The organism is Herbaspirillum sp. SJZ106 (assembly GCF_006715495.1).
Lineage (GTDB): Bacteria > Pseudomonadota > Gammaproteobacteria > Burkholderiales > Burkholderiaceae_D > Herbaspirillum.
This window is the reverse complement of the sequence record NZ_VFNI01000004.1, coordinates 35029-56310: the sequence shown is the minus strand read 5'-3', so window position 1 is coordinate 56310 and position 21282 is coordinate 35029. Positions and strand designations below refer to the sequence as shown.

Sequence of the window (21282 nt, the reverse complement as noted above, 5' to 3'; positions counted from 1 at the left end):
CAATCCCTTGGCACAGGATTAACCCATGTACATACCGCCATTCACATTCAGCGTGCTGCCGGTGATGTAGCCAGCCTGCGGCGAAGCCAGGAAGGCCACCGCCGCCGCCACTTCTTCGGCAGCGCCCAGGCGGCCCAGCGGGATCTGCTGCAGGATCGCGGCCGACTGTTGCTCGTTCAGCGCCTTGGTCATGTCGGTATCGATAAAACCGGGCGCCACGCAGTTGACGGTGATGTTACGACTGCCGATCTCGCGCGCCAATGCACGGCTCATGCCCGCCACGCCGGCCTTGGCGGCGGCATAATTCATCTGGCCGGGGTTGCCGGCCTCGCCCACCACCGAAGTGATGCTGATGATGCGGCCGTGCCTGGCCTTCATCATACCGCGCAGCACCGCGCGCGACAGGCGGCCCACGGCGGTCAGGTTGGTGGCGATCACGCTGTCCCACTCCTCGTCTTTCATGCGCATGGCCAACTGGTCCTGGGTAATGCCGGCATTGTTGACCAGGATCGACAGCGAACCGTAATCCTTCTGCACCTGCTCGACGATGGCGGTACAAGCGGCGGCATCGTTGACATTGAGCACCAAACCCTTGCCGCACTCCGGCTGCAGGGCGTTGAGATATTCGCTGATGGCCGCAGCGCCGGCTTCCGACGTGGCGGTACCCACCACCTTGGCGCCCTGCCGTGCCAACTCCACCGCGATGGCGCGGCCGATGCCGCGCGATGCGCCGGTGACCAGCGCGACTTGTCCTTGCAGATTCTGTGCACTCACTTGAGCAGCTCCAATACTTTTTCGAGGGACGCCCGGTCGACGATGGCTTCGCCGATCAGTTCGCCGTTGATACGCTTGGTCAGGCCGGTCAGCACCTTGCCCGGACCGCATTCGATGACATGGGTGATGCCGTCGGAGCCCATCTTCTGGATGGTCTCGACCCAGCGCACCGCGCTGGCCGCCTGGCGCACCAGCGCATCCTTGATGGCGGTGGGCTCATTGAGCACCGCCACGTCGACGTTGTTGATGACCGGAATCTGCGGCGCGGCGAATACCACATTGGCCAGGTAGGCCTGCAGCCGATCCGATGCCGGCTTGAGCAGCGACGAGTGGAACGGCGCCGACACCGGCAACGCCAGCGCACGCTTGGCGCCTTTGGCCTTGGCAATCTCGCAGGCGCGCTCGACAGCGCCCTTGTGGCCGGCGATCACGACTTGCGCCGGCGCGTTGAAGTTGACGGCCTCGACCACCTCCGACTGCGCCGCTTCCGCACAGGCGGCGCGCACGTCGTCGTCGGACAAGCCGAGAATGGCCGCCATGCCGCCCTGCCCGACCGGCACGGCTTCCTGCATGGCCTGGGCGCGAAAGCGCACCAGCGGCACCGCATCCTTGAACTGGATCACGCCAGCGGCTACCAGCGCGGAGTATTCGCCCAGGCTGTGGCCGGCCACCAGCGCCGGGGCCTGGCCGCCGGCGGCCAGCCAGGCGCGGTAGAACGCCACGGCGGCGGTCAGCATGACCGGCTGCGTATTGGTGGTCAGGTCGAGGTCTTCCTTGGGACCTTCGGCGATCAGCTTGCCCAGGTCGAACTGCAATGCATCGGACGCTTCGGCCACGGTCTGGCGAACGGCTTCGTTATCGGCGAAACCATTGAGCATCCCGATCGCCTGAGAACCTTGCCCCGGGAAAACAAAAGCAAATTTTGTCATGCTTGGATTTGATTGAGGTTGGATGAAACAGAAAACGAAACGCCACCCATGAAACCGCCATGCGACGGCCCGGGCAGCGCTTCCGCCTTACATTCGGGCAAGCACGGCGCCCCAGGTGAAACCGCCGCCCACGCCTTCCATCATGACGGTATGGCCCGGCTTGATGCGGCCATCGCGCACCGCCTGGTCCAGCGCCAGCGGGATCGAAGCGGCCGAGGTGTTCCCGTGCTCGCCGACGGTGACCACCATCTTCTCAAGCGGCAGCCCCAGTTTCTTGGCGGTGCCTTGCATGATGCGGATATTGGCCTGGTGCGGAATCAGCCAGTCGATCTCGGAAGCATCGACCTTGGCAGCCGCCAGCGTCTCGCGGGCGACCTTGTCCAGCACCGACACCGCCAGCTTGAACACCGCCGGGCCGTCCATGTACAGGTAAGCGCTGCCGGCCACGGCGCCATTGTCGACGCTGCCCGGCACGCACAGGATGTGGCCATGGCTGCCATCGGCATGCAACTTGGATGCCAGCACGCCCAGCTCGCCCGATGCGCTCATCACTACCGCGCCGGCGCCGTCGCCGAACAGCACGCAGGTGGTGCGGTCCTTGAAGTCGAGGATGCGCGAAAACACTTCCGTGCCGATCACCAGCACGTTCTTGTGCGCGCCGGACTTGATGAAGCTGTCGGCCACCGACATCGCGTAGACGAAGCCGCTGCACACCGCCTGCACGTCCATCGCCGGCGAGCCGTTGGTGATGCCGAGCTTGTGCTGCACCACACAGGCCGTGCTGGGGAAACCGCCCAGGTGGTCCGGCGTCGATGTCGCCAGGATGATCAGGTCGATGTCGTTGGCCTGCATGCCGGCCGCTTCCAGCGCACGCTGCGCCGCCGCCAGCGCAAGGTCGCTGGAAAGCTGGGTTGGCTCCGCATAGTGGCGCGCGGAAATGCCGCTGCGCGTGACGATCCATTCATCCGAAGTCTCGATGCCCTGCTGCGCCAGTTGCGCGGCCAGTTCGTTGTTGGTCACGCGCTTGGCCGGCAGGTAACTTCCTGTCCCGACGATTTTGCTATAAATAGTCATACCGTTTTTTGCTCTGTTAGTTCGGTTGTTGCAGCGAGGCCTGCACCACCGCGGGCTCCGCAGCCGCGACGGCCGTCCCGGCCGGGAGCCCCTGTCCCTGGGGCATCAATTCCGCCATGCTCGCGCCGATGCGCGAGAGCACGTCGTACTTGGCGGCATCATACGCGCGGCGGATGGCCCATTCAAAGGCATACACGTCGGCGCCGCCATGACTCTTGAACACCAGCCCCCTCAGTCCCAGCAGGCTGGCGCCATTGTAACGGGAAGGATTGAGGCGGCGCGACAGCGCCTTGATCGCGCCATAGGCGATAAGCGCGCCGAGCTTGTTGATCAGGCCCTTCTTGAATTCAGATGTCAGCACGGACTTGACGAAACGCCCCAGGCCTTCCGAAGCCTTCAGCGTGACGTTGCCGACGAAACCGTCGCAGACGACCAGGTCGGTCGTGCCTTCGAAAATGTCATTGCCTTCCACGTTGCCGTAGAAGTTGAGGATACCCTTCTCATGATCCGCCCGCAGCAATCCTGCGGTTTCCTTGACCAGTTCATTGCCCTTGATGTCCTCTTCGCCGACATTGAGCAAGCCGATCGTCGGCTTGGGCTTGCCCTCCATCACCGACACCAGGGCCGAACCCATCAAGGCAAATTGATGTAAATGCTGGGGCTCGCAATCGACGTTGGCGCCCAGGTCGAGCATGTAGGTAGGGCCATCCTTCTGGTTCGGCAGGATGGTGCAGATGGCGGGCCGGTCCACGCCCGGCAGGGTTTTGAGTACGTAGCGGGATACCGCCATCAGCGCGCCGGTATTGCCGGCCGACACCGCGGCATGCGCCTGGCCTTCCTTGACCAGGGTCACTGCCACGCGCATGGAAGAATCCTTTTTGCGGCGCAAAGCCACTTCGATCGGGTCTTCCATCGTGACCACCTCGGAAGCATTGCGGATTTGTACGCGCGGCTCACCGGCCAGCTTGTACTTTTTCAACAGCGGTTGCAGTACGCTTTCCTGGCCAACCAGGATCAATTCCGCATCGGATTGACGACGGATGAAAGAGGCAGCGGCTGGGAGAGTGACTGACGGGCCATGATCGCCACCCATGCAGTCAATTGAAATTTTGATGGTCATCGATTTGATTCTGAGCCTTGCCAGCCCACATTATGAGGCAAGATCGGGCACCATTCAAAATGGCGCGCATAAGCCAGGACGCAATTGACGTACCGGCAAGCAGACAGGCCTGCCCGCAAACACGAATGCCGCAGGCATAAAAAAGCGGCGCAAAATGAACCTCCTGGAATGGAAGCTCATTGCGCCGCTTTTCTCCAAAAACAGCAAGCTCAATAAATGAGATTACTCGTCGTTCTTGGTCTTCAGCACTTTGCGACCGCGGTAGAAACCGTTCGGGCTGATGTGGTGACGCAGGTGGGTTTCACCAGTCGTCGGCTCGACAGCCAGCGGGGGTGCAGTCAGAAAGTCGTGTGCACGATGCATACCGCGCTTGGACGGGGTCTTTTTGTTCTGTTGAACGGCCATGATTACTCCTAAACCTTAAGATTGAAAATTTTAACACACCGGGTTCAGGTTTCCATCAACCCGGCTGCTGCTGCCCGGCACCTGCCGGACATCCCCTAACAATTACTGCTTCAACTTCTTCAGCACTGCAAACGGGGAGGCCCGCTCAGTACCTTTGGCTTCAGCCGCCACACCATCCCCGGGACAGGCATCGTGCTTGGGCGCCACAGGCAGCGCAAGCAACGCCTCATCCTCGACCAGGTTGGCTACGTCGAAGGTTGCCGAACCGACGATGACATCAATCTCGTCATCGTCGACCAGTTCCTCGATCGCGTCGGCCTGTGCCTCATCTTTTGCCAGTACCAGCAGCGACTTCGAATCAATCTCGAAATGCAATGCCGTCAGGCAACGCTGACAGATCAGATTAACCGCACCCGACACTGCCAGACTAAGTCGAGCCTGTCCCAGCTTGTCGATATCGCCGGCCAGAGCCCACTTTATCGTGCCGGAACGGTCAACCGTCTCTTGCGCCAGACGACCTAATTCAGCCACCGGAATCTCGCCCTGGGCCTGCTGTTTCAGCCGGCAAAACTCGAACGCGTCGATCACAAGTGCATTCATATCCAAAGCTGCAATCCGGAAAACCTGCGATAATAACAGAAAATTTCCTTACCAGTCAAAGCGTTAGCGCGCTTTCTGCGAATTTGTCGCCTGGCTGTCGCCGCGCAACGTCTTTTCGGCCGGATTTGGATGGCAATCTTGCCTTTCCGACCACATCAATATCCGCACAACAACACCGCCGCCATGCCGCAAGACACCCCTATCGCCACACCGACACGCCTGATCCTCGGATCCAGCTCGATCTATCGCAAAGAATTGCTCAGCCGCCTCGGCCTGCCCTTCGACACCATGGTGCCGGATATCGACGAAACGCCGCATCCCGGTGAAACGCCCGATGCCACCGCCTTGCGCCTGGCGCGTGAAAAAGCGGCGGCGGTCGCGGCCAGGGCCGGCGCGGCGCTGGTGATCGGGTCGGACCAGGTGGCGACCCTGGACGGCGAACAGATCGGCAAGCCCGGCAACCATGCCAACGCACTGAAACAACTGCAGAAAATGCGCGGCCGCCAGGTCATCTTCCACACCGCATTGTGCCTGTGGGATGGCCGCCAATCCGATGCCGCCTCCGCCGCGCAAGTACGCAACGTGCAAACCCTGGTGACATTCCGCGACTTGCCGGACGCCGAACTCGACGCCTACCTGCGCATCGAGCAACCCTACGATTGCGCCGGCAGCGCAAAAAACGAAGGCCTGGGCATTGCCATCCTGCAAAGCATACAAAGCGACGACCCCACCGCCCTTACCGGGCTGCCGCTGATCGCGCTGACCGACATGCTGCGCCAGGCCGGCGTCGGCTTTTTCGGCCACCCCGCGGCACTCAATCCGGCAACTTAATAATTGCGGCGCGGATATCCCTGCGCCAGGATGCGTTGCCACACCACTTCGCGCTCCTCGGGATTCATGAAAACCCATTGCGCCACCTCATCGACCGTGCGCCCGCAACCGCGGCAGACGTCGTCAAAGGTGGTGGAACAGACCGCCACACAAGGCGTATCGGGCCGCTCAGGAAGCGGGGAAGACGGAGATGTTGGGGACATTGGACGGTTCTGAAACGAAAAACACAAGGCGCAGCCGGTCGGCGCGCAGCGCGTCAGACTGACCGCGCAACAGCCGCCATCTTACCAAGAAGCGCCCGCTCGCCGCGGACGCCATCAAATCGCCTGTCCGCGCCAAGGGAAACGGGCAAAAAAAAGCCCGCGAACCAATCGGCTGCGGGCTTGAATCCAATTTCTTAAGGAGGAGATTGGAGGAGACAGGTGCAACTATAGCGATGCGCCACCGTCGAGTCTGCTTTATTGTGGCAATAGCAGATATTCACCTTTCCAATAACTCCCGCCAGGCGCGCCTTTCAGGCCGTCACAGGCATGACGTACGTCGATGTCGTCGGCTTGGGCGGATTAACCCCCTTACGCTCGCAAGCGGATAGAACCAGCATCGTGGCGATAGCAACCGCCAAAGCACACTTTCTCACCACACCTCCCTCAAGAATATCGCATCGACAACAACGCATCGCTGGGAACCGTTCCGGGCAGAATCGCCCTCCCCGGCCACCCTGTCAAGCCGCACTGCGCAAGCCGGCGCCGGCAGATGCCGCACGCGCGGCCGCCAGATTCTTCTCATACAACGCGGCGATCATGTCGGACTGGGTCAGCATGCCCGCCAGCTTGCCTTCGGCGTCGAGCACCGGGATCTGGTGCAAGCCATCGGCCATGCGCGGCACCAGCTCCAGCAGCGGCGTATCCACCCCGGCGGAAATCACCGGCCGGCTCATGATCTGGCCGACCACTTCCGGCTTGTCCGAATGGGAAAACGGCACGCGATGCAACAGCTTGCGCAATTGCTCAGCCAGGCCGGTATGCACTTGCGCGCCGGCGTGCTCAAGAAAATCGCTGCGGCTGACGATGCCGATCACATGCCGCCCCCGGTCGATCACGGGCAACGCCCGCAGACGATGCTTCTGCAACAGTCGCCAGGCGTTGTCCAGGCTGGTGGCGAACTCCACCGCCACGACATCGCGCGACATCACCGCCGCGCAGCGCGTCTCGCCGAAACGGCGGTGATAGGCGCGCATCTCGGTTTGCATGAAAATCTCTTCCAGGTCGTCGCGGCCGATGTCGATCACCTGGTTATAGCTCTTGAGCACCTCGTCCAGGTCCTCATGCGAAAAACCCAGCCGGGTGATCGGCAATTCGTCCCTGGTCTGGTGCGGATGCGGCGCGGCACTCTGCTGGGCATGCGGATAGCGGCGGCCGCTGGCGTTGTTGAAGAACAATGCCGCCAGCAACAGCAGCACCGAATTCAAACCGACCGGCGCCAATACGAACTGATAGCCCATCTCGTGCACCACCGGCCCGCCCAGCACCGCAGTCAGGGCGACGGCGCCGCTGGGCGGATGCAGGCAGCGCAACAAAAACATCGCGCCGATGGCCAACGAAATGGCCAGCGCTGCAGCCAATGCCGGCTCCTGGACCAATTTGGCGCAACTGATCCCAATGAGCGCGGCGCTGAGATTGCCGCCGATGATGGACCACGGCTGCGCCAGCGGGCTGGATGGCACCGCAAACAGCAGCACCGCCGATGCCCCCATGGGCGCGATCAGCCAAATGGTCCGCGCTTCATGCGGCAGGATGGCATAACTCGCCAAGCCCACCAGCAGGATGCCGAACAGGCTCCCCGCGCAGGAGCGCATGCGTTCGAAGCGGTCAACGTTGTTTCTGGGAGGAATGAAACTTTTAAGCCACAGCAAGATAGAATCGGGCATATCTGATTTTCGGCGTCTTTTGTCTTTTCATACATTCAACGGCGGCGCACCGGCGAAGCGCAGCCAAACCGCAATTACATCATAAGATGATATTTATGTCTGATCCTACCTGCCATGCGGCTACCTTGCCGCGCATGCGCACCACAGACTCCATGCCCGCAGGACATGGGCGCCGCCGATGAAAAGCGCATCCCGCCTGCAGAAGGAAGACTTCGAAGCGCTCTCCGACTTCCGCTACCAATTGCGCCGCTTCCTGCGATTTTCCGAAGATGCCGCCCAAAGCGAAGGCCTCACGCCGCTGCAATACCTGCTGCTGCTGCACATCAAAGGATTCCCCGGCCGCGAATGGGCCAGCATCAGCGAGCTGGCAGAACGGTTGCAGGCCCAGCATCATGGCGTGGTGGCGCTGGTGACCCGTTGCGTGAAAGCCGGCCTGGTCACGCGCGCGCCGGATGACCGCGACAAACGCCTGGTGCAGGTGCGCCTGACCGACCTGGGAGAGCAATACCTGCAACGGCTGGCGCAGTTGCACCGCAACGAACTGCAATCGCTGTCCGGCGTGTTCCAGGTGTCGCACATCTCGGCCTTCAACGACCGCGACTGACATTGCGGCTGGCGGCAAACTGCGGTTTTCCGCAACTGATTCCGGCAAGCCATGCTGTTATGCTGGAATCCGTTTCATCGATAGGCGCAAGACAGACGCGACAAATAGGCGTGACAACAAGGTGTGTAAAGAGGCGTGATATCCCGCCATCCGGATCTGCAATCGAATCCAGCCAATGACAAGAAAACCGAATACCGAGACAGCCGCCCCCGCGCCAGTGCGCGCCATCACCAAGGAAGACGTTGCCCGCGCCGCCGGCGTGTCGCACATCACGGTATCGCGCGTGATCAATACGCCGGAAAAGGTTTCTCCCGAGACTCGCGCCAAGGTCGAATCCTTCATCGCCAGCATGGGCTACATCCCCAACATGCTGGCCGGCGGACTGGCCTCGCGCCGCACCCGCATCGTCGCCGCCATCGTCCCCACCATCAGCCACTCGATCTTCGCGGAGACCGTGCGCGGACTGTCGGAAAAGCTCAGCGAACAGGGTTACCAGTTGCTGCTGGGGCAGACCAATTATTCTGAAACGGCCGAGACGGCCCTGGTGGAAGCCTTCATCGGCCGCCGCGTCGACGGCCTGGTGCTGACCGGTGTGCAGCATACCGCCCGTACGCGCCAGCGCCTGAAGGCAGCCGGCATCCCGGTAGTGGAAACCTGGGACCTGACCAAACGCCCCATCGACATGCTGGTCGGCTTCGACAACCATGCCGCCGGGCGCGCCATGGGCGACTACCTCACCGGCAAGGGATACCGCCGCATGGCCTTCATCGGCGGCGAAGATCCGCGCGGCATGGCGCGCTTTTCGGGAATGCGCGAGGCCGTGCTGGCGCAGGGCGCGCAGGAGCCGATACATATCAAGATCCCGCTGGGCTCCTTCCTCCATGCCGGGCGCGAAGCGATCGGCTTGCTGCTGAGGGAGCACCCCGATGTCGATGCTGTCTTCTTCAGCAACGACGTCATCGCCGCCGGCGCCGCGATGGAATGCATCCGGCGCGGCATCCAGGTGCCCGGGCAGATTGCGCTGGCCGGCTTCGCCAATCTTGAGATCGCCCCCGAAGTCACGCCGGCGCTGACTACGGTACAAATCAGCGGCCACCAGATCGGCCTGACCACAGGACAAATGCTGCTGGCGCGCTTGAACGGCCAGGGCGTAGCCCAGCCGATATGCGATCTGGGCTATTCCATCGTCGAACGCGAAAGCGCCTGATCCACTGCCAGTGCCATTGCCATTCAGGCAAAACGGCCGGTGCGGCCAACGTTTGACCGCACCGGCCGCTTCCATTGCCCTGCCGGTTTGCGCGCGCTATTGCTCCTCGTCATACACGATGCCGCGCGTCTCCGGCGCGACCAGCAAGGCCACCAGCGCCACCCCGCCCATGAACATGATGTAGCCGATGATCGGGTAATAGCTGCCGCCGTAATACGCCAGCAGGCCCGTGGCGATCACCGGCGCCATGCCGCCGGTGATGACCGAAGACAGCTCGCGCGCGCAGCAGATGCCGCTCATGCGCATGCGCGGCGGGAACAACTCGGCGAAGAAAGCCGCCTGCACCGAAAACATCGGATACAGCCCGAACACGATCATCATCACGAAAGCGCCGATGATCATCGGGGTTTCCCGCGTCTCCAGCATCCAGAAAAACGGGAAGGCGCCCAGTATCATCACGAGGATACCGAGGATATACACTGGTCGCCGGCCGACACGGTCCGACAGCGCTCCCCAAAACGGATTGAGCAAGGCTCCGATGCCCGCGCCGATCAGCACCGCCATCAGGCCGACGCTGGCCTCGACCTTGAGCTGGGCGGTGAGATACGACAAGGCCCACACCTGGAAGATATAGCCCGCCGTGTTCTCCGAAAAGCGCGCGCCGATGGCAATCAGCAGGCTGCGCTTCTGCTCCTGCCAGACCGCCTTGATGGGCGCCTTCGCCACCGCCTTGCGCTGCTTCATCTTTTCGAAGGTGGGCGACTCCTGCACGAACAGGCGGATATAGATCCCCACCGCCAGGCCGACCGCGGAAAGCAGGAAAGGAATGCGCCATCCGTAGCTCATGAAGTCGGCCTCCGGCATCATGCGCACCAGCGCGAAGGCACCCGCCGAGAGCACCACGCCCAGCGCCACGCCGACGCCCGGCCAGCTGGCGTAATAGCCGCGCTTGTCGGGCGGGGCATATTCGGCCGACATGGTCACCGCCCCGCCGAACTCGGCGCCTGCGGCGAAGCCCTGCACCAGCCGCAGCAAGGTCAGCAGAATCGGCGCGGCGATGCCGATGCTGGCATAGGTCGGCAGGATGCCGATGAGCGTGGTGGACAAGCCCATCATCATGAGCGTGACCACCAATACGTTCTTGCGTCCTATCTTGTCGCCGATGTGGCCGAACACGAATCCGCCCAGCGGGCGCACCACGAACCCCAGCGCGTAAGAGCCGAAAGCGGCCAGCGTGCCGATCATCGGATCCAGCTTGGTGAAAAACAGCACATTGAAGACGATCGCCGCCGCCGTGCCGTAAAGGAAAAAGTCGTACCACTCGAGCGCGGTGCCGATGACCGACGAACGCAGCGCCATCTTGCGTTGCCGGATCTCTGCCGCGCTCAGGTTCTCCGCCGATGTCGAGGCCTGGCCGGGCGCCTGCGCATGGCCGGGGTTCACCGGGTGCGCCCGGGTACCTGCGATTGTATTCATGTGTCTGTCTCCTGTTGGGTGACGGGCGCATGCGGCGCTTGACGCGCCGGCCGGCTGTTTTATCGTGTGTCCGGCACTGGCCCTGTCTTTCCTGCGATGGGATGTACTGCGCCGTCGTTGCTCCTTCCTGCTGCTTCCTGGGTAAATTCGCTTTGCTCAGTGGCGCGTCAGGCGCGCCTGCGCATGTTCATGGCTGGCGCGCTGGCCTGCTCCGAAACGCAGCGCGCCCATCGTTCGCGCACCATGCGCATCATCAATTGCGCCTCTTCCCAACGGTCCGACAGCTCATAGCCGTCGGCGCCGGTCATCGCATATTCGGGCGGGCCGAGTTCGCACAGGAAGGTCAGTACCGCGTCGTCGCCGGCGCGCGCCATCCAGCTCCTGAAACCGTATTCCCACCAGCCCATGAACAACTCCAGCCATTGCCGGTGCTGCTTGAATTCCAGCTGCAACTGGATTTGCTCGCGGCTGGCGACGCGGCCGTGGAAGCCCCAGGCGTTATCGATGATCCGGTGCATCAGCGCATGGTTTTCCGCGGAAATCGGCCAGGCGAACTCGCGCCCCACCACATAGTGGGAAAGATCCGCCGTCAACCGCAGGTCCGGGAAGCGGTCCAGCAGATGCAGGGTGAACAGCAGGTCGGTGGTCATGCGGTCGCGGTGCGTCTCGATATGCAGCGCGATACCGGCGTCCTCGGCCAGCCGGCGCCAGCCTTCGATGTAGGGAATGCATTCCTGCAGCGTGTAGGGCCGCACATCGGCCTGCAGGTTGATGTGGTCGGCGCCCAGCTCCTGCACATGTTCGATGATGGGCTTCAATTCATCGACCGTGCGCGGATAGCATTGGGCCTGCCAGCTCATGCCATGTTCGCGCAGGAACGCGGTGACGGTGCGGGCGTATTGGATATCGGCAAAGCGCACGCCGGCGCCGTCGAAACCGGCGTCGCGGATCATGGACAGCTTTTGTTCCAGCGTCCATTCCTGCCCATCCGGGCGACGGCGCTCCATGGCCCATAACGATTGGTACACGCGAAACGTTTGCATGGGTGTTTGCCTCTGCAAAAAAGTTCGTCCCTCCGGCGCAGCCGGCTTGGATCGGCTGCGCCAGGTTCGTGCCGGGACGATGTGCCGCCCCGGAATGAAACGCAAGGGCCGGTTCAGGTACCGGCCGCCTGCTGCGGCACCTCCACCTGTTCGAAGAAACGCTTGCCGCTGGCCGACTGGTTTTCGTAGATCGACCCCTGGTTCAGTGCCGGCGGCAACGGCATGCGCACCGGCACATCGCGAAAGCGCGGCACGATGGTCGGCTCGCCCTGCAGCAGCCGGCTGTTGAAATCGTCGAAATCGGGCACGCCCATCAGCGGAAAGGCATCGGCCGCGCAAACTTCATAGAGCAGGAAATTGCGCGACATGGACGAACGATTCTGCGCCGAACCGTGTATCGCCCGCACATGGTGGAAAGAGACCGAACCCGCCTTGCCGACGATAGGCACCGCCCGGTCGAGATTCAGCCCGGGTTGGTTAGGGTCGAGCGCGCCGCAGAAACGGCCATCGGCATCATGGTGGTCGTAGGTCGGCCCCTTGTGCGACCCCGGCACCACCAACATGGCGCCGTTTTCCAGCGAGGTATCGTCCAGCATCACGCCCACGGCCAGGATGTCATCGTTGGTGGCCGGATAAAAAGCCCAGTCCTGATGCCACTCCACCGGCGAGCCAAAACGCGGCGACTTCAGGTTGAGCTTGGAGTTTTGCAGCCGGAAAGCCGGCCCCAACAAGGCTTCCAGCACTTCCAGCACCGGCTTGGAACGGATGAACTCCTCAAACACCGGATGGTTCTTGTGCGGCTGCTTGATGCGGCGCAAACGCGGATCGGCGGCGGTATGGCCTCGCTCCAGATCGAATACGTCGGTATGGTCGCTGACCTTGCGCGATTGCTCCACCCACTGCGCCAGCGCATCCTTCATCCGCTGCCGCATGATGTCGTTGAGAAGGCCGGGCACCACCAGCCAACCTTCGTCCTGATATTGCGAAACCTGCCCTAGCGTGATCATGGCTGTCTCCTTTGATCGGAATCGTGTTCTACCCGCCGCGGCGGGGTTTTCTTGAATGCTTGCGCCCTGCCGTCCAAAATCAATGTTCGCGCGAACATAATATGCCGCAAAAAAACCGGAGTCAACTCCGGCCCGCCAAATATTTTGCGCCCCTCGTGAGATCAGCGCCCGTGGCCGCCCGCGTCCCGGTCCGCCATCAAATACTGACTTCCACCCGGTTGCGGCCGCGCTCCTTGGCCAAATACAGCGCGGTATCGGCCAGCTTGATCAATTGCTCCAGGCTATGTCCCGCACCCAATGCCGCCACGCCGAAACTGGCGCTGATGCTGATGCGCTGGCCGCCATCGAGATCGAACTCCTTCGCCTCCAGCGCCGCGCGCAACTTCTGCGCCACCGTTTCAGCCTTGCCGATATCCGCCTCCGGCAACAGCACGATGAACTCTTCTCCGCCATAACGCGCCAGCACATCCACCTTGCGCAGCAATTGCGCGGCGATTTGCGCCACACCACGCAAGACGGCGTCGCCGGACAAATGACCGTAGCTGTCGTTGATGCGCTTGAAATGGTCGATATCGAACAGCACCACCGACAAGTTGCGCCGATAACGTTGCGCCGCGCGCATCTGCTGCTCGCCATCGGAAAAAAAGGCGCGCCGGTTCAACAGACCGGTCAAGAAATCGGTGTTGGATGACGTCTGCAACTGGCTGATCAGCGCTTCGCGTTCGCGCGCCAGGCTGTTGCGCTCAAGAATACGTTCTTTCAGCACGCGCAATGCCCGCATCATGCCGCCGATCTCGTCATCATGCCTGGCAGCGGGAATCTCCAGCCCCAGCTTGCCATCGGCCAGCCCCACCACCAGGTCGGTGGCAGCGACCAACGGGCTCACCACGCGCTTGCGGATCATGTACATCAATAACTGGAAGAACAGGCAGGCAACGATGGTCAATCCGATGACCAGGGCCAGCAAATTACGCGCTTGCAGGTTGCGGTGCTCGGCCCGGGCCATCAGGTCGTCCAGGATGATATCGCGCAAATCGAAGATGGCCTTCATCCGCGGCACGTAGCGCGCCGCCAGTTCGGCCGGCGTAATGCCGTAATCCCCGGACTTCAGGCCCACCTGCAAAAGGTGGTCGATGAACTGGAAGCCGTCGTCGAAATATTGCCTGTCCAGATTGGCCAGTCCCTGCACGAATTGCGGCTGCGACGAATAAGAAGCCAGCCGCGCGCCCAGCAGCGAACGCAGCAATTCGATCCGCCCGTAAAGCCGGCCGATCTCGATGACCTCATCCGGGTTGAGCCTGCGATGGGTGATCAGCGCAGCAGTGAAACAAGACCCCACCTGCCCGGCATATTCGCGCAAGCTGGCTGCCGCGCGTACCCCCGACAGGCCGTCGCGCAAATCGGGATCGGCCAGGTCGACGGTATCGACCAGTTCCCCCGTTATCCGCACCAGCATCGGGATCACATCCACCATGCCCTTGACTGCGGACACGATCTCGGGATGGCTGCGCCTTTCCTGCGGTTGCCGGCCGATGCGGTCGACTGCGGCGCGGGCCGGGCCCATGGCCTGCTGCACCCTCCCGATCTTCTTCAGAATGCTGGAATTATGTTGCGCCGGATCCTTTTCCAGGGCGGTGCGCAGATCGGCCAGGGCCGCATCGCTGGCCGACCGTGCCGCCTGCAGGCGCCGGTAAAGCAACGCGCGCTCGTCGTCCCGTGCGCCCATGAAGGCATTGGAGGGCCCGCGCTCGATCGATACCTGCTCCATCGCAATCAGGCCCAGACGAAACCGCTTCAAGGCCGGGATGGTATTGGTGCTGCTCCGGTAGATGTTCCACTCAATCCATACCAGCGATACCGCCAACGCCAAAAACAACATCAGCAACGCGATGGAGATCAGCCGGAACAGTCGAGTCAAGGACATTTCTTTGGCCTGCTTCAAAGGCTTGCGATTTTTCAGGAATACAACAAGGCCGATCAAGCAATAAACAAAAGATCGTATGAGCGGGGATAAAAACACATCGCAGGCAGGCGCCGATGCATGGAGCCCGATTCGAGACGCCGGCGCACCGGAGGCGATGCTGAAAGCCGGCGCCGCAGTCCATCCCCCTTGAGGGCTGCGATACCGGCATATCGGAATGCCATCGCGCCGACGGCGGCAACAGCGCAACCGGCGCACATAAAAATAAAGCCCTGAGGATGTCAGGGCCTTACTTTTGCTTCCAACCTGCAAGCTAACTGGCGGAGAGGGTGGGATTCGAACCCACGGTACGGGAAACCGTACGCCTGATTTCGAGTCAGGTACATTCGACCACTCTGCCACCTCTCCGGTTAACTTCGGTCGATTTACTGCGTGAAGCAGCAAAGCTCGCAACTATAGCAGAAGTTTTTTAAGAAAGGAACATCCCTCTAAAATTATTTCCCCCAGCGTATTGCCGCTCCGTCATTTTCGCCCCACCTTCTCCCGGCGCGCAGGACTAGCGCCGCGTCAAACGCCAAGCCTCAGTTTTTTTCATGCAAAAACGTTGCCCTTGCGCTTCCATATCATCGTCTTGTCATAAATCGCTTCTAGCATCCGTAAATTATTTTCCACAACTAGAAATTTTTCGGGATCTCACGGAAGTCGAACCGATGCCGTGTCAGGATGGGGGGCAAGGCGCAAAACCCAGCCCGGCCGGCGGCACGGCGCGGCTTTGCGGCGCCGCAAACCGCCTGAGGGGGCATTGCGGCAGCCGACGAGGTTCCGGACAGGTTCTCAGGAACAATTTCATACCGGGATCAGCCAAATGGCGCCTCTTTCCAATGCCTCTTTTCCGCTCGACGCCGAAGCGGCCGAGCTGATCGCCCGCGCCGCCGGCAGCCTGCCGCCGAACGCCGACGACCAGATGCTGTCGCTGCTGCATGAAATCATCGCCCAGCGCAAGCTGACGGCCTTGTTCCAGCCGATCGTACGCATGCGCAATGGCGAGATCCTCGGCTACGAAGGCCTGATCCGCGGGCCCTCGAACACCCCGCTGCACTCCCCGCTGGCCCTGTTCAAGGTGGCGCGCACGCACAACCTCTCGGTACAGATGGAATACCTGTGCCGGCATATCGTGCTGACCCGCTTCGCCCAATCCGGCCTGCCCGGCAACCTGTTCCTCAACGTCACCCCCGGGGCTTTGATGCAGCCCGAGGCGATCCAGGGCGAAACCCTGCGCTACCTCGAGAACCTGGGCGTCAACCCGCAGCGCATCATCATCGAGCTGACCGAAAACGAACCGACCTATGACTACGCCCTGCTGCGCAATGCCGCCATGCATTACCGCGACATGGGATTCCAGATCGCCATCGACGATCTCGGAGAAGGATTCTCCAGCCTGCGCTTGTGGTCCGAGCTGCAGCCCGAGTACGTCAAAATCGACATGCACTTCGTGCAAGGCATCAACCACGACCCGATGAAGCTGCAATTCGTGCGCTCGATCCAGGAGATCGCCGAGAAATCCGGCTCCATCGTCATCGCCGAAGGCATCGAGTCGCAGGCCGAATTGCTGACCATCCGCGACCTCGGCATCGCCTGCGGCCAGGGCTACCACATTGCCCGCCCGATGGCCGAGCCGCCGGTATCGATCTCGGAAGATGTCACCAAGACCCTGCGCCGCGACAAGGTGCCGCTGGCGGCCAACAAATACGGTCCCGGCAAGCGCAGCGCCACCGTCTTCAAGCTGCTGCGCGAAACCCGCTACGTCACGCCGGAAATCACCAACGACCACGCCTACGACATGTTCGTCAACGATCCGCAACTGCAGGCGCTGCCGGTGGTCAGCAACGGCCTGCCGATCGGCCTGATCAACCGCTACAGCATGGTCGAGCGCTTCGCCCGCCTGTACGGCCGCGAGCTCTACGGCAAGAAGTCCTGCGCCTTCTTCATGGATCCCAACCCCATCCTGACCGAGCAGGACACCAGCCTGCAGGACCTGTCCAACCTGCTGGTGCAGGCCGAGTCGCACCACCTGTCCAACGGCTTCATCATCACCGACCGCGGCCAGTACGTGGGCCTGGGCACCGGCCACGACCTGCTGCGCGAAATCACCCAGATGCAGATCGACGCCGCACGCCACGCCAACCCGCTGACCCAGTTGCCGGGCAACGTGCCGATCAACGACCACATCGAATACCTGCTGCAAAGCGGGGTCGAGTTCTGCATCTGCTATTGCGACCTGGACCACTTCAAGCCCTTCAACGACGTCTACGGCTATCGCAAGGGCGACGACATGATCCAGCTCACCGGCCGCATCCTGCAGCAAGGCTGCGACCCGCAGCATGACTTCATCGGCCATATCGGCGGCGACGACTTCCTGATCATGTTCCAAAGCGAGGACTGGGAAAGGCGCTGCCGCGCCATGCTGGACAACTTCACCGCCGAATCCGGCGCCTTCTATTACGACGAAGACCGCGAACGCGGCGGCTATTTCAGCGAAGACCGCCAGGGCAACCGCGTGCTGCATCCGCTGGTGAGCATTTCCCTGGGGGCGGTGAAGATCGAACCCGCCCAGTACTCCTCGCCGCACCAGATCGCCTCGGCAGCGACCCGGGCCAAGAAACAGGCCAAGAAGACGCCCGGCAACAGCCTGTTCATCGAACGCCGCATCCCGATGGCGTTCTCCTGGGCACTCAATGACGGCGGCTAGCCACGCCGCCGGCGAGAACGTTTTCACCGGCCCTGCACCCGCCATGACGGCAACGCCAATGTAAAAACGGCCGACCCATTACAGGTCGGCCGTGCTCCATCGATATCCCACCAGTCCCGGTCAGGCGCCCGGCGCCAGCCTGGTGATGCCGCCCATGTAAGGCTGCAGCGCCTCCGGAATCTCCACACTGCCGTCGGCTTGCTGGTAGTTCTCCAGCACCGCCACCAGGGTACGGCCGACCGCCAGGCCGGAGCCGTTCAAGGTGTGCAGCAGCTCAGGCTTGCCCTGGGCATTGCGGAAACGGGCTTGCATACGGCGCGCCTGGAAAGCCTCGCAGTTCGACACCGACGAGATCTCCCGATAGGTATTCTGCGCCGGCAGCCAGACTTCGATGTCATAGGTCTTGGCCGCGCCAAAGCCCATGTCGCCGGTGCACAGCGTGATCACGCGGTACGGCAGGCCGAGCTTCTTGAGGATGGCCTCGGCATGGCCCAGCATCTCTTCCAGCGCCTCGTACGACTTCTCCGGATGCACGATCTGCACCATTTCCACCTTGTCGAACTGGTGCTGGCGGATCATGCCGCGGGTGTCGCGGCCGTAGGAGCCGGCCTCGGAACGGAAGCATGGCGAATGCGCGGTGAACTTCAGCGGCAGCGTGTCGCCGGCCACGATCTCCTCGCGCACCAGGTTGGTCAGCGGCACTTCGGCGGTCGGGATCAGGTACAGCGCGGCGTTTTCCGCCTCGCCTTCCTGGCCGCCCTTCTTGACGGCGAACAGGTCGGCCTCGAACTTGGGCAACTGGCCGGTGCCGCGCAGCGAATCGGCATTGACGATGTAAGGCGTATAGCACTCGGTGTAGCCGTGCTCGCCGGTGTGGGTGTTGAGCATGAACTGCGCCAGCGCACGATGCAGGCGCGCGATGCCGCCCTTCATCACCGAGAAGCGCGAACCGGTCAGCTTGACCGCGGTATCGAAATCCAGGCCCAGCGGCGCGCCGACATCGACATGGTCCTTGACCTCGAAGTCGAAGGCGCGCGGCGTTCCGACCTTGCGCACCTCCACGTTGCCGGATTCGTCATTGCCCACCGGCACCGACTCGTGCGGCAGGTTGGGCACGGCTTGCAAGAAGGCGTTCATCTGCTGCTGCACCTCGTCCAGGCGCGCCGCCGAAGCCTTCAGTTCGTCGCCGATGCCGTTGACTTCCGCCATCACCGCCGAGGCGTCTTCGCCCTTGCCCTTCAACATGCCGATCTGCTTGGACAGGCTGTTACGCTTGCCCTGCAATTCTTCAGTGCGGGTCTGGATCTGCTTGCGCTCGGCCTCCAGCGCGTTAAAACCGGCGACGTCGAGGACGAACTTGCGTGCCGCCAGACGGGCAGCCACATTGTCGATGTCTTTACGGAGAAGTTGGATGTCGATCATGGGAACAAATAGCAAATAAGGATTGGCGCTCAAAAACGGGATTGTACCAAGCCAGGCGGCTTTACCGGGGGCTTCCCCGAACGTTTCCGGGAATAAATGCGCATCGCCGCATGGCGCACAGCGGCCGGGACGGGTTACCATTCGCCCCATTTCCCGCCACTCTTGCCGATTCCAATCATGTCCGACGCCGACGACGCCCCCAAAACCACGCCCCTGCCGCTTTCCATCCTCGGCCTGGTAGCCGCCTTCGGCCTGGCCCTGTGGGCCGGTATCCACTACATGACGCATGACGCCAGCCTGTTCTACGGCTTGCTGGCCGGCCTGTCGTTCGGCGCCGCCTTCGCGTTCGGCCAGCAGATCAAGCATCGCGTCGCGCCGTCGAAACAGCGCAAGACCGGCTGGAAAGTGCACGCGCCAGGAGCGGCCGAACTCAGCCCGGCCAAGCTGGCCGCGCAGCAGGCGCGCAAGATCAGCGTGGAGTTCGACGACGAGGAAATCCGCACCACCGTCAATGGCCTCAAGCGCGAAGGCGTGGCCTGGAGCGCTGTCAACCGGGTCGATATCGTCATCAGCGACGAATTCCTGCCGCTGCCGCAATGGATCATCGGCGGCGACGGCGGCGCAGGCGCCAAGGGCATCATCGTCCCCAATGACGCCGAAGGGCTGGATGCATTGATGGACGCCATGAAGGCGCGCCTGCCGGGCTTCGACAACGACGCCACCTACCAGGCCATCATTTCCGCCATGGCGACCATCGAAGGCCATTTCCCGGTTTGGAACAGGAAGCCGGCCTAGGGACTTACTTGGAACTCTTGCGCGCCTGGCGATCCAGCTCGCGCAAGTACGCCAGCTTGTCGCCGATCTTGGCTTCCAGCCCGCGCGGCACCGGCTGGTACCAGTTGGGTTCGCGAATGCCGTCCGGCAGGTAGGTCTCGCCGGCGGCATAGCCTTCCGGTTCGTCATGGGCGTAGCGGTACAGCTTGCCGTAGCCCAGTTCCTTCATCAGCTTGGTCGGCGCGTTGCGCAGGTGTTCCGGCACCGGGCGCGACTTGTCCTTGGCGACGAAGGCGCGCGCCTGGTTGTAGGCCATGTAGCCGGCGTTGCTCTTGGCCGCCACCGCCAGATAGATCACCGCCTGCGCCAGCGCCAGTTCGCCTTCGGGCGAGCCCAGGCGCTCATAGGTAGCGGCGGCGTCATTGGCGATGGTCATCGCGCGCGGATCGGCCAGGCCGATGTCTTCCCATGCCATGCGCACGATGCGGCGCGCCAGGTAACGCGGGTCGGTGCCGCCGTCGAGCATGCGCGTGAGCCAGTACAAGGCGCCATCGGGGTTGGAACCGCGCACCGACTTGTGCAACGCCGAGATCTGGTCGTAGAAGGCGTCGCCGCCCTTGTCGAAGCGGCGCAGCGCATCGCCCAGGCATTCGGCCAGGACTTCGGCGGTCACCGTGGCCAGCCCTTTGGCCTGCGCCGAGCGGGCCACGATTTCCAGATTATTGAGCAGCTTGCGGCCGTCGCCATCGGCGCTGGCGACCAGCATCTCCCTGGCTTCCGGCTGGAACTGCAAGCCGTCCAGCTCCTCGTGGCAGGCGCGTTCGACCATGGCGCCGAGGTCGTCCTCGGTCAGCGACTTGAGCACGTACACGGCAGCGCGCGAGAGCAGCGCACTGTTGACCTCGAACGAGGGATTCTCGGTGGTGGCGCCGATGAAGGTGAACAGCCCGCTTTCCACGTGCGGCAGGAAGGCATCCTGCTGGCTCTTGTTGAAACGGTGCACCTCGTCGACGAAGAGGATGGTGCGGCGGCCGGAATTGGCGCGGATCAACTGGGCCCGTTCAACCGCCTCGCGGATGTCCTTCACGCCCGACAGCACTGCCGACAACGCCATGAATTCGGCGTTGAAGGAGTCCGCCATGAGCCGCGCCAGCGTCGTCTTGCCCACGCCCGGCGGCCCCCACAGGATCATCGAATGCGGCTCGCCCGATTCGAACGCCACGCGCAAGGGCTTGCCCGGCCCCAGCACATGCTGCTGGCCGATCACGTCATCGAAGGATTGCGGCCGCATGCGCTCGGCCAGGGGGATCAGGTTCATCTTGAAATCAGTCGGTGCGGCGGCAGGTAGATCGGCCGCCAAAGGCAGTAGTCTAACGCAGAGTCAAGTACGCGCACCGCGACGTGGCCCCGACAGGCGCC

The 21282-nt window shown here is 62.5% G+C and carries 19 protein-coding genes and 1 tRNA gene; 5 read left to right on the top strand and 15 right to left on the bottom strand.

Annotated features, from left to right (window positions below):
• Positions 1–18: 18 nt before the first annotated feature.
• The 6 genes from fabG to FB598_RS13315 form a co-directional block, all read right to left on the bottom strand.
• Positions 19–774 (bottom strand): 3-oxoacyl-ACP reductase FabG, encoded by a 756-nt coding sequence (fabG, locus tag FB598_RS13340; protein WP_141915924.1) that lies wholly within the window; start codon positions 772–774, stop codon positions 19–21.
• On the bottom strand, positions 771–1703 hold the full coding sequence (gene fabD, locus FB598_RS13335; protein WP_141915926.1) for an ACP S-malonyltransferase: 933 nt from the start codon (positions 1701–1703) through the stop codon (positions 771–773). The genes fabG and fabD overlap by 4 nt, the downstream gene beginning before the upstream one ends.
• 87 nt (positions 1704–1790) lie before the next feature.
• Complete coding sequence (locus FB598_RS13330; RefSeq protein ID WP_141915928.1) at positions 1791–2777, bottom strand: beta-ketoacyl-ACP synthase III; 987 nt, start codon at positions 2775–2777, stop codon at positions 1791–1793.
• A 16-nt stretch (positions 2778–2793) separates the two neighbouring features.
• The gene (gene plsX / locus FB598_RS13325; protein WP_141915930.1) at positions 2794–3897 is read right to left on the bottom strand and encodes a phosphate acyltransferase PlsX; all 1104 of its coding nucleotides are present in this window, start codon (positions 3895–3897) and stop codon (positions 2794–2796) included.
• A gap of 222 nt (positions 3898–4119) precedes the next feature.
• Positions 4120–4302, bottom strand: coding sequence for a 50S ribosomal protein L32 (gene rpmF / locus FB598_RS13320; RefSeq protein WP_006463510.1), 183 nt, complete (start codon positions 4300–4302; stop codon positions 4120–4122).
• 102 nt (positions 4303–4404) lie between these two features.
• Positions 4405–4902 carry a DUF177 domain-containing protein gene (locus FB598_RS13315; protein ID WP_141915932.1) on the bottom strand — a complete coding sequence of 166 codons (498 nt, stop codon included), beginning with the start codon at positions 4900–4902 and terminating at the stop codon, positions 4405–4407.
• Between the two features lie 183 nt (positions 4903–5085).
• Between FB598_RS13315 and FB598_RS13310 the strand changes: the two genes are divergently transcribed.
• Complete coding sequence (locus FB598_RS13310) at positions 5086–5733, top strand: Maf family nucleotide pyrophosphatase (protein ID WP_141916100.1); 648 nt, start codon at positions 5086–5088, stop codon at positions 5731–5733.
• Here the strand turns inward: FB598_RS13310 and FB598_RS13305 are convergent.
• Together FB598_RS13305 and FB598_RS13300 are read right to left on the bottom strand one after the other, a co-directional pair.
• Entirely contained in the window at positions 5730–5936 is a 207-nt protein-coding gene (locus FB598_RS13305; RefSeq protein ID WP_141915934.1) for a DUF1289 domain-containing protein, read from the bottom strand. The genes FB598_RS13310 and FB598_RS13305 overlap by 4 nt on opposite strands.
• A 518-nt stretch (positions 5937–6454) precedes the next feature.
• The gene (locus FB598_RS13300) at positions 6455–7660 is read right to left on the bottom strand and encodes an HPP family protein (RefSeq protein WP_141915936.1); all 1206 of its coding nucleotides are present in this window, start codon (positions 7658–7660) and stop codon (positions 6455–6457) included.
• Positions 7661–7838: 178 nt separating this feature from the next.
• On the opposite strand from FB598_RS13300, the gene FB598_RS13295 reads away from it, so the two are divergent.
• Both FB598_RS13295 and FB598_RS13290 read left to right on the top strand, forming a co-directional pair.
• On the top strand, positions 7839–8264 hold the full coding sequence (locus tag FB598_RS13295; RefSeq protein WP_141915939.1) for a MarR family transcriptional regulator: 426 nt from the start codon (positions 7839–7841) through the stop codon (positions 8262–8264).
• A 175-nt stretch (positions 8265–8439) separates the two neighbouring features.
• Positions 8440–9471 carry a LacI family DNA-binding transcriptional regulator gene (locus FB598_RS13290; protein WP_141915942.1) on the top strand — a complete coding sequence of 344 codons (1032 nt, stop codon included), beginning with the start codon at positions 8440–8442 and terminating at the stop codon, positions 9469–9471.
• A 96-nt stretch (positions 9472–9567) separates the two neighbouring features.
• On the opposite strand, the gene FB598_RS13285 is transcribed toward FB598_RS13290, so the two are convergent.
• The 5 genes from FB598_RS13285 to FB598_RS13265 all read right to left on the bottom strand — a co-directional run bounded on the left by FB598_RS13285 (position 9568) and on the right by FB598_RS13265 (position 15326).
• Positions 9568–10947 (bottom strand): MFS transporter, encoded by a 1380-nt coding sequence (locus FB598_RS13285; RefSeq protein WP_141915944.1) that lies wholly within the window; start codon positions 10945–10947, stop codon positions 9568–9570.
• Positions 10948–11114: 167 nt separating this feature from the next.
• A complete protein-coding gene (locus tag FB598_RS13280) occupies positions 11115–11990 on the bottom strand; it encodes a sugar phosphate isomerase/epimerase (protein ID WP_141915946.1) in 876 nt (291 codons plus the stop codon).
• 113 nt (positions 11991–12103) lie between these two features.
• The gene (locus FB598_RS13275; protein ID WP_141915949.1) at positions 12104–12997 is read right to left on the bottom strand and encodes a phytanoyl-CoA dioxygenase family protein; all 894 of its coding nucleotides are present in this window, start codon (positions 12995–12997) and stop codon (positions 12104–12106) included.
• Positions 12998–13193: 196 nt separating this feature from the next.
• Positions 13194–14921 carry a diguanylate cyclase gene (locus FB598_RS13270; RefSeq protein ID WP_141915952.1) on the bottom strand — a complete coding sequence of 576 codons (1728 nt, stop codon included), beginning with the start codon at positions 14919–14921 and terminating at the stop codon, positions 13194–13196.
• Between the two features lie 315 nt (positions 14922–15236).
• Positions 15237–15326, bottom strand: a tRNA-Ser gene (locus FB598_RS13265).
• Positions 15327–15783: 457 nt separating this feature from the next.
• Between FB598_RS13265 and FB598_RS13260 the strand changes: the two genes are divergently transcribed.
• Complete coding sequence (locus FB598_RS13260) at positions 15784–17667, top strand: GGDEF domain-containing protein (RefSeq protein ID WP_141915954.1); 1884 nt, start codon at positions 15784–15786, stop codon at positions 17665–17667.
• Positions 17668–17787: 120 nt separating this feature from the next.
• Here the strand turns inward: FB598_RS13260 and serS are convergent, their stop codons facing one another.
• Entirely contained in the window at positions 17788–19089 is a 1302-nt protein-coding gene (gene serS / locus FB598_RS13255; RefSeq protein ID WP_141915957.1) for a serine--tRNA ligase, read from the bottom strand.
• 177 nt (positions 19090–19266) lie between these two features.
• Here serS and FB598_RS13250 point away from each other — a divergent pair, with 177 nt between their 5' ends.
• The gene (locus FB598_RS13250; RefSeq protein ID WP_141915959.1) at positions 19267–19884 is read left to right on the top strand and encodes an anaphase-promoting protein; all 618 of its coding nucleotides are present in this window, start codon (positions 19267–19269) and stop codon (positions 19882–19884) included.
• 4 nt (positions 19885–19888) lie between these two features.
• Here FB598_RS13250 and FB598_RS13245 read toward each other — a convergent pair whose 3' ends face one another.
• Entirely contained in the window at positions 19889–21181 is a 1293-nt protein-coding gene (locus FB598_RS13245; protein ID WP_141915961.1) for a replication-associated recombination protein A, read from the bottom strand.
• Positions 21182–21282 lie beyond the last annotated feature (101 nt).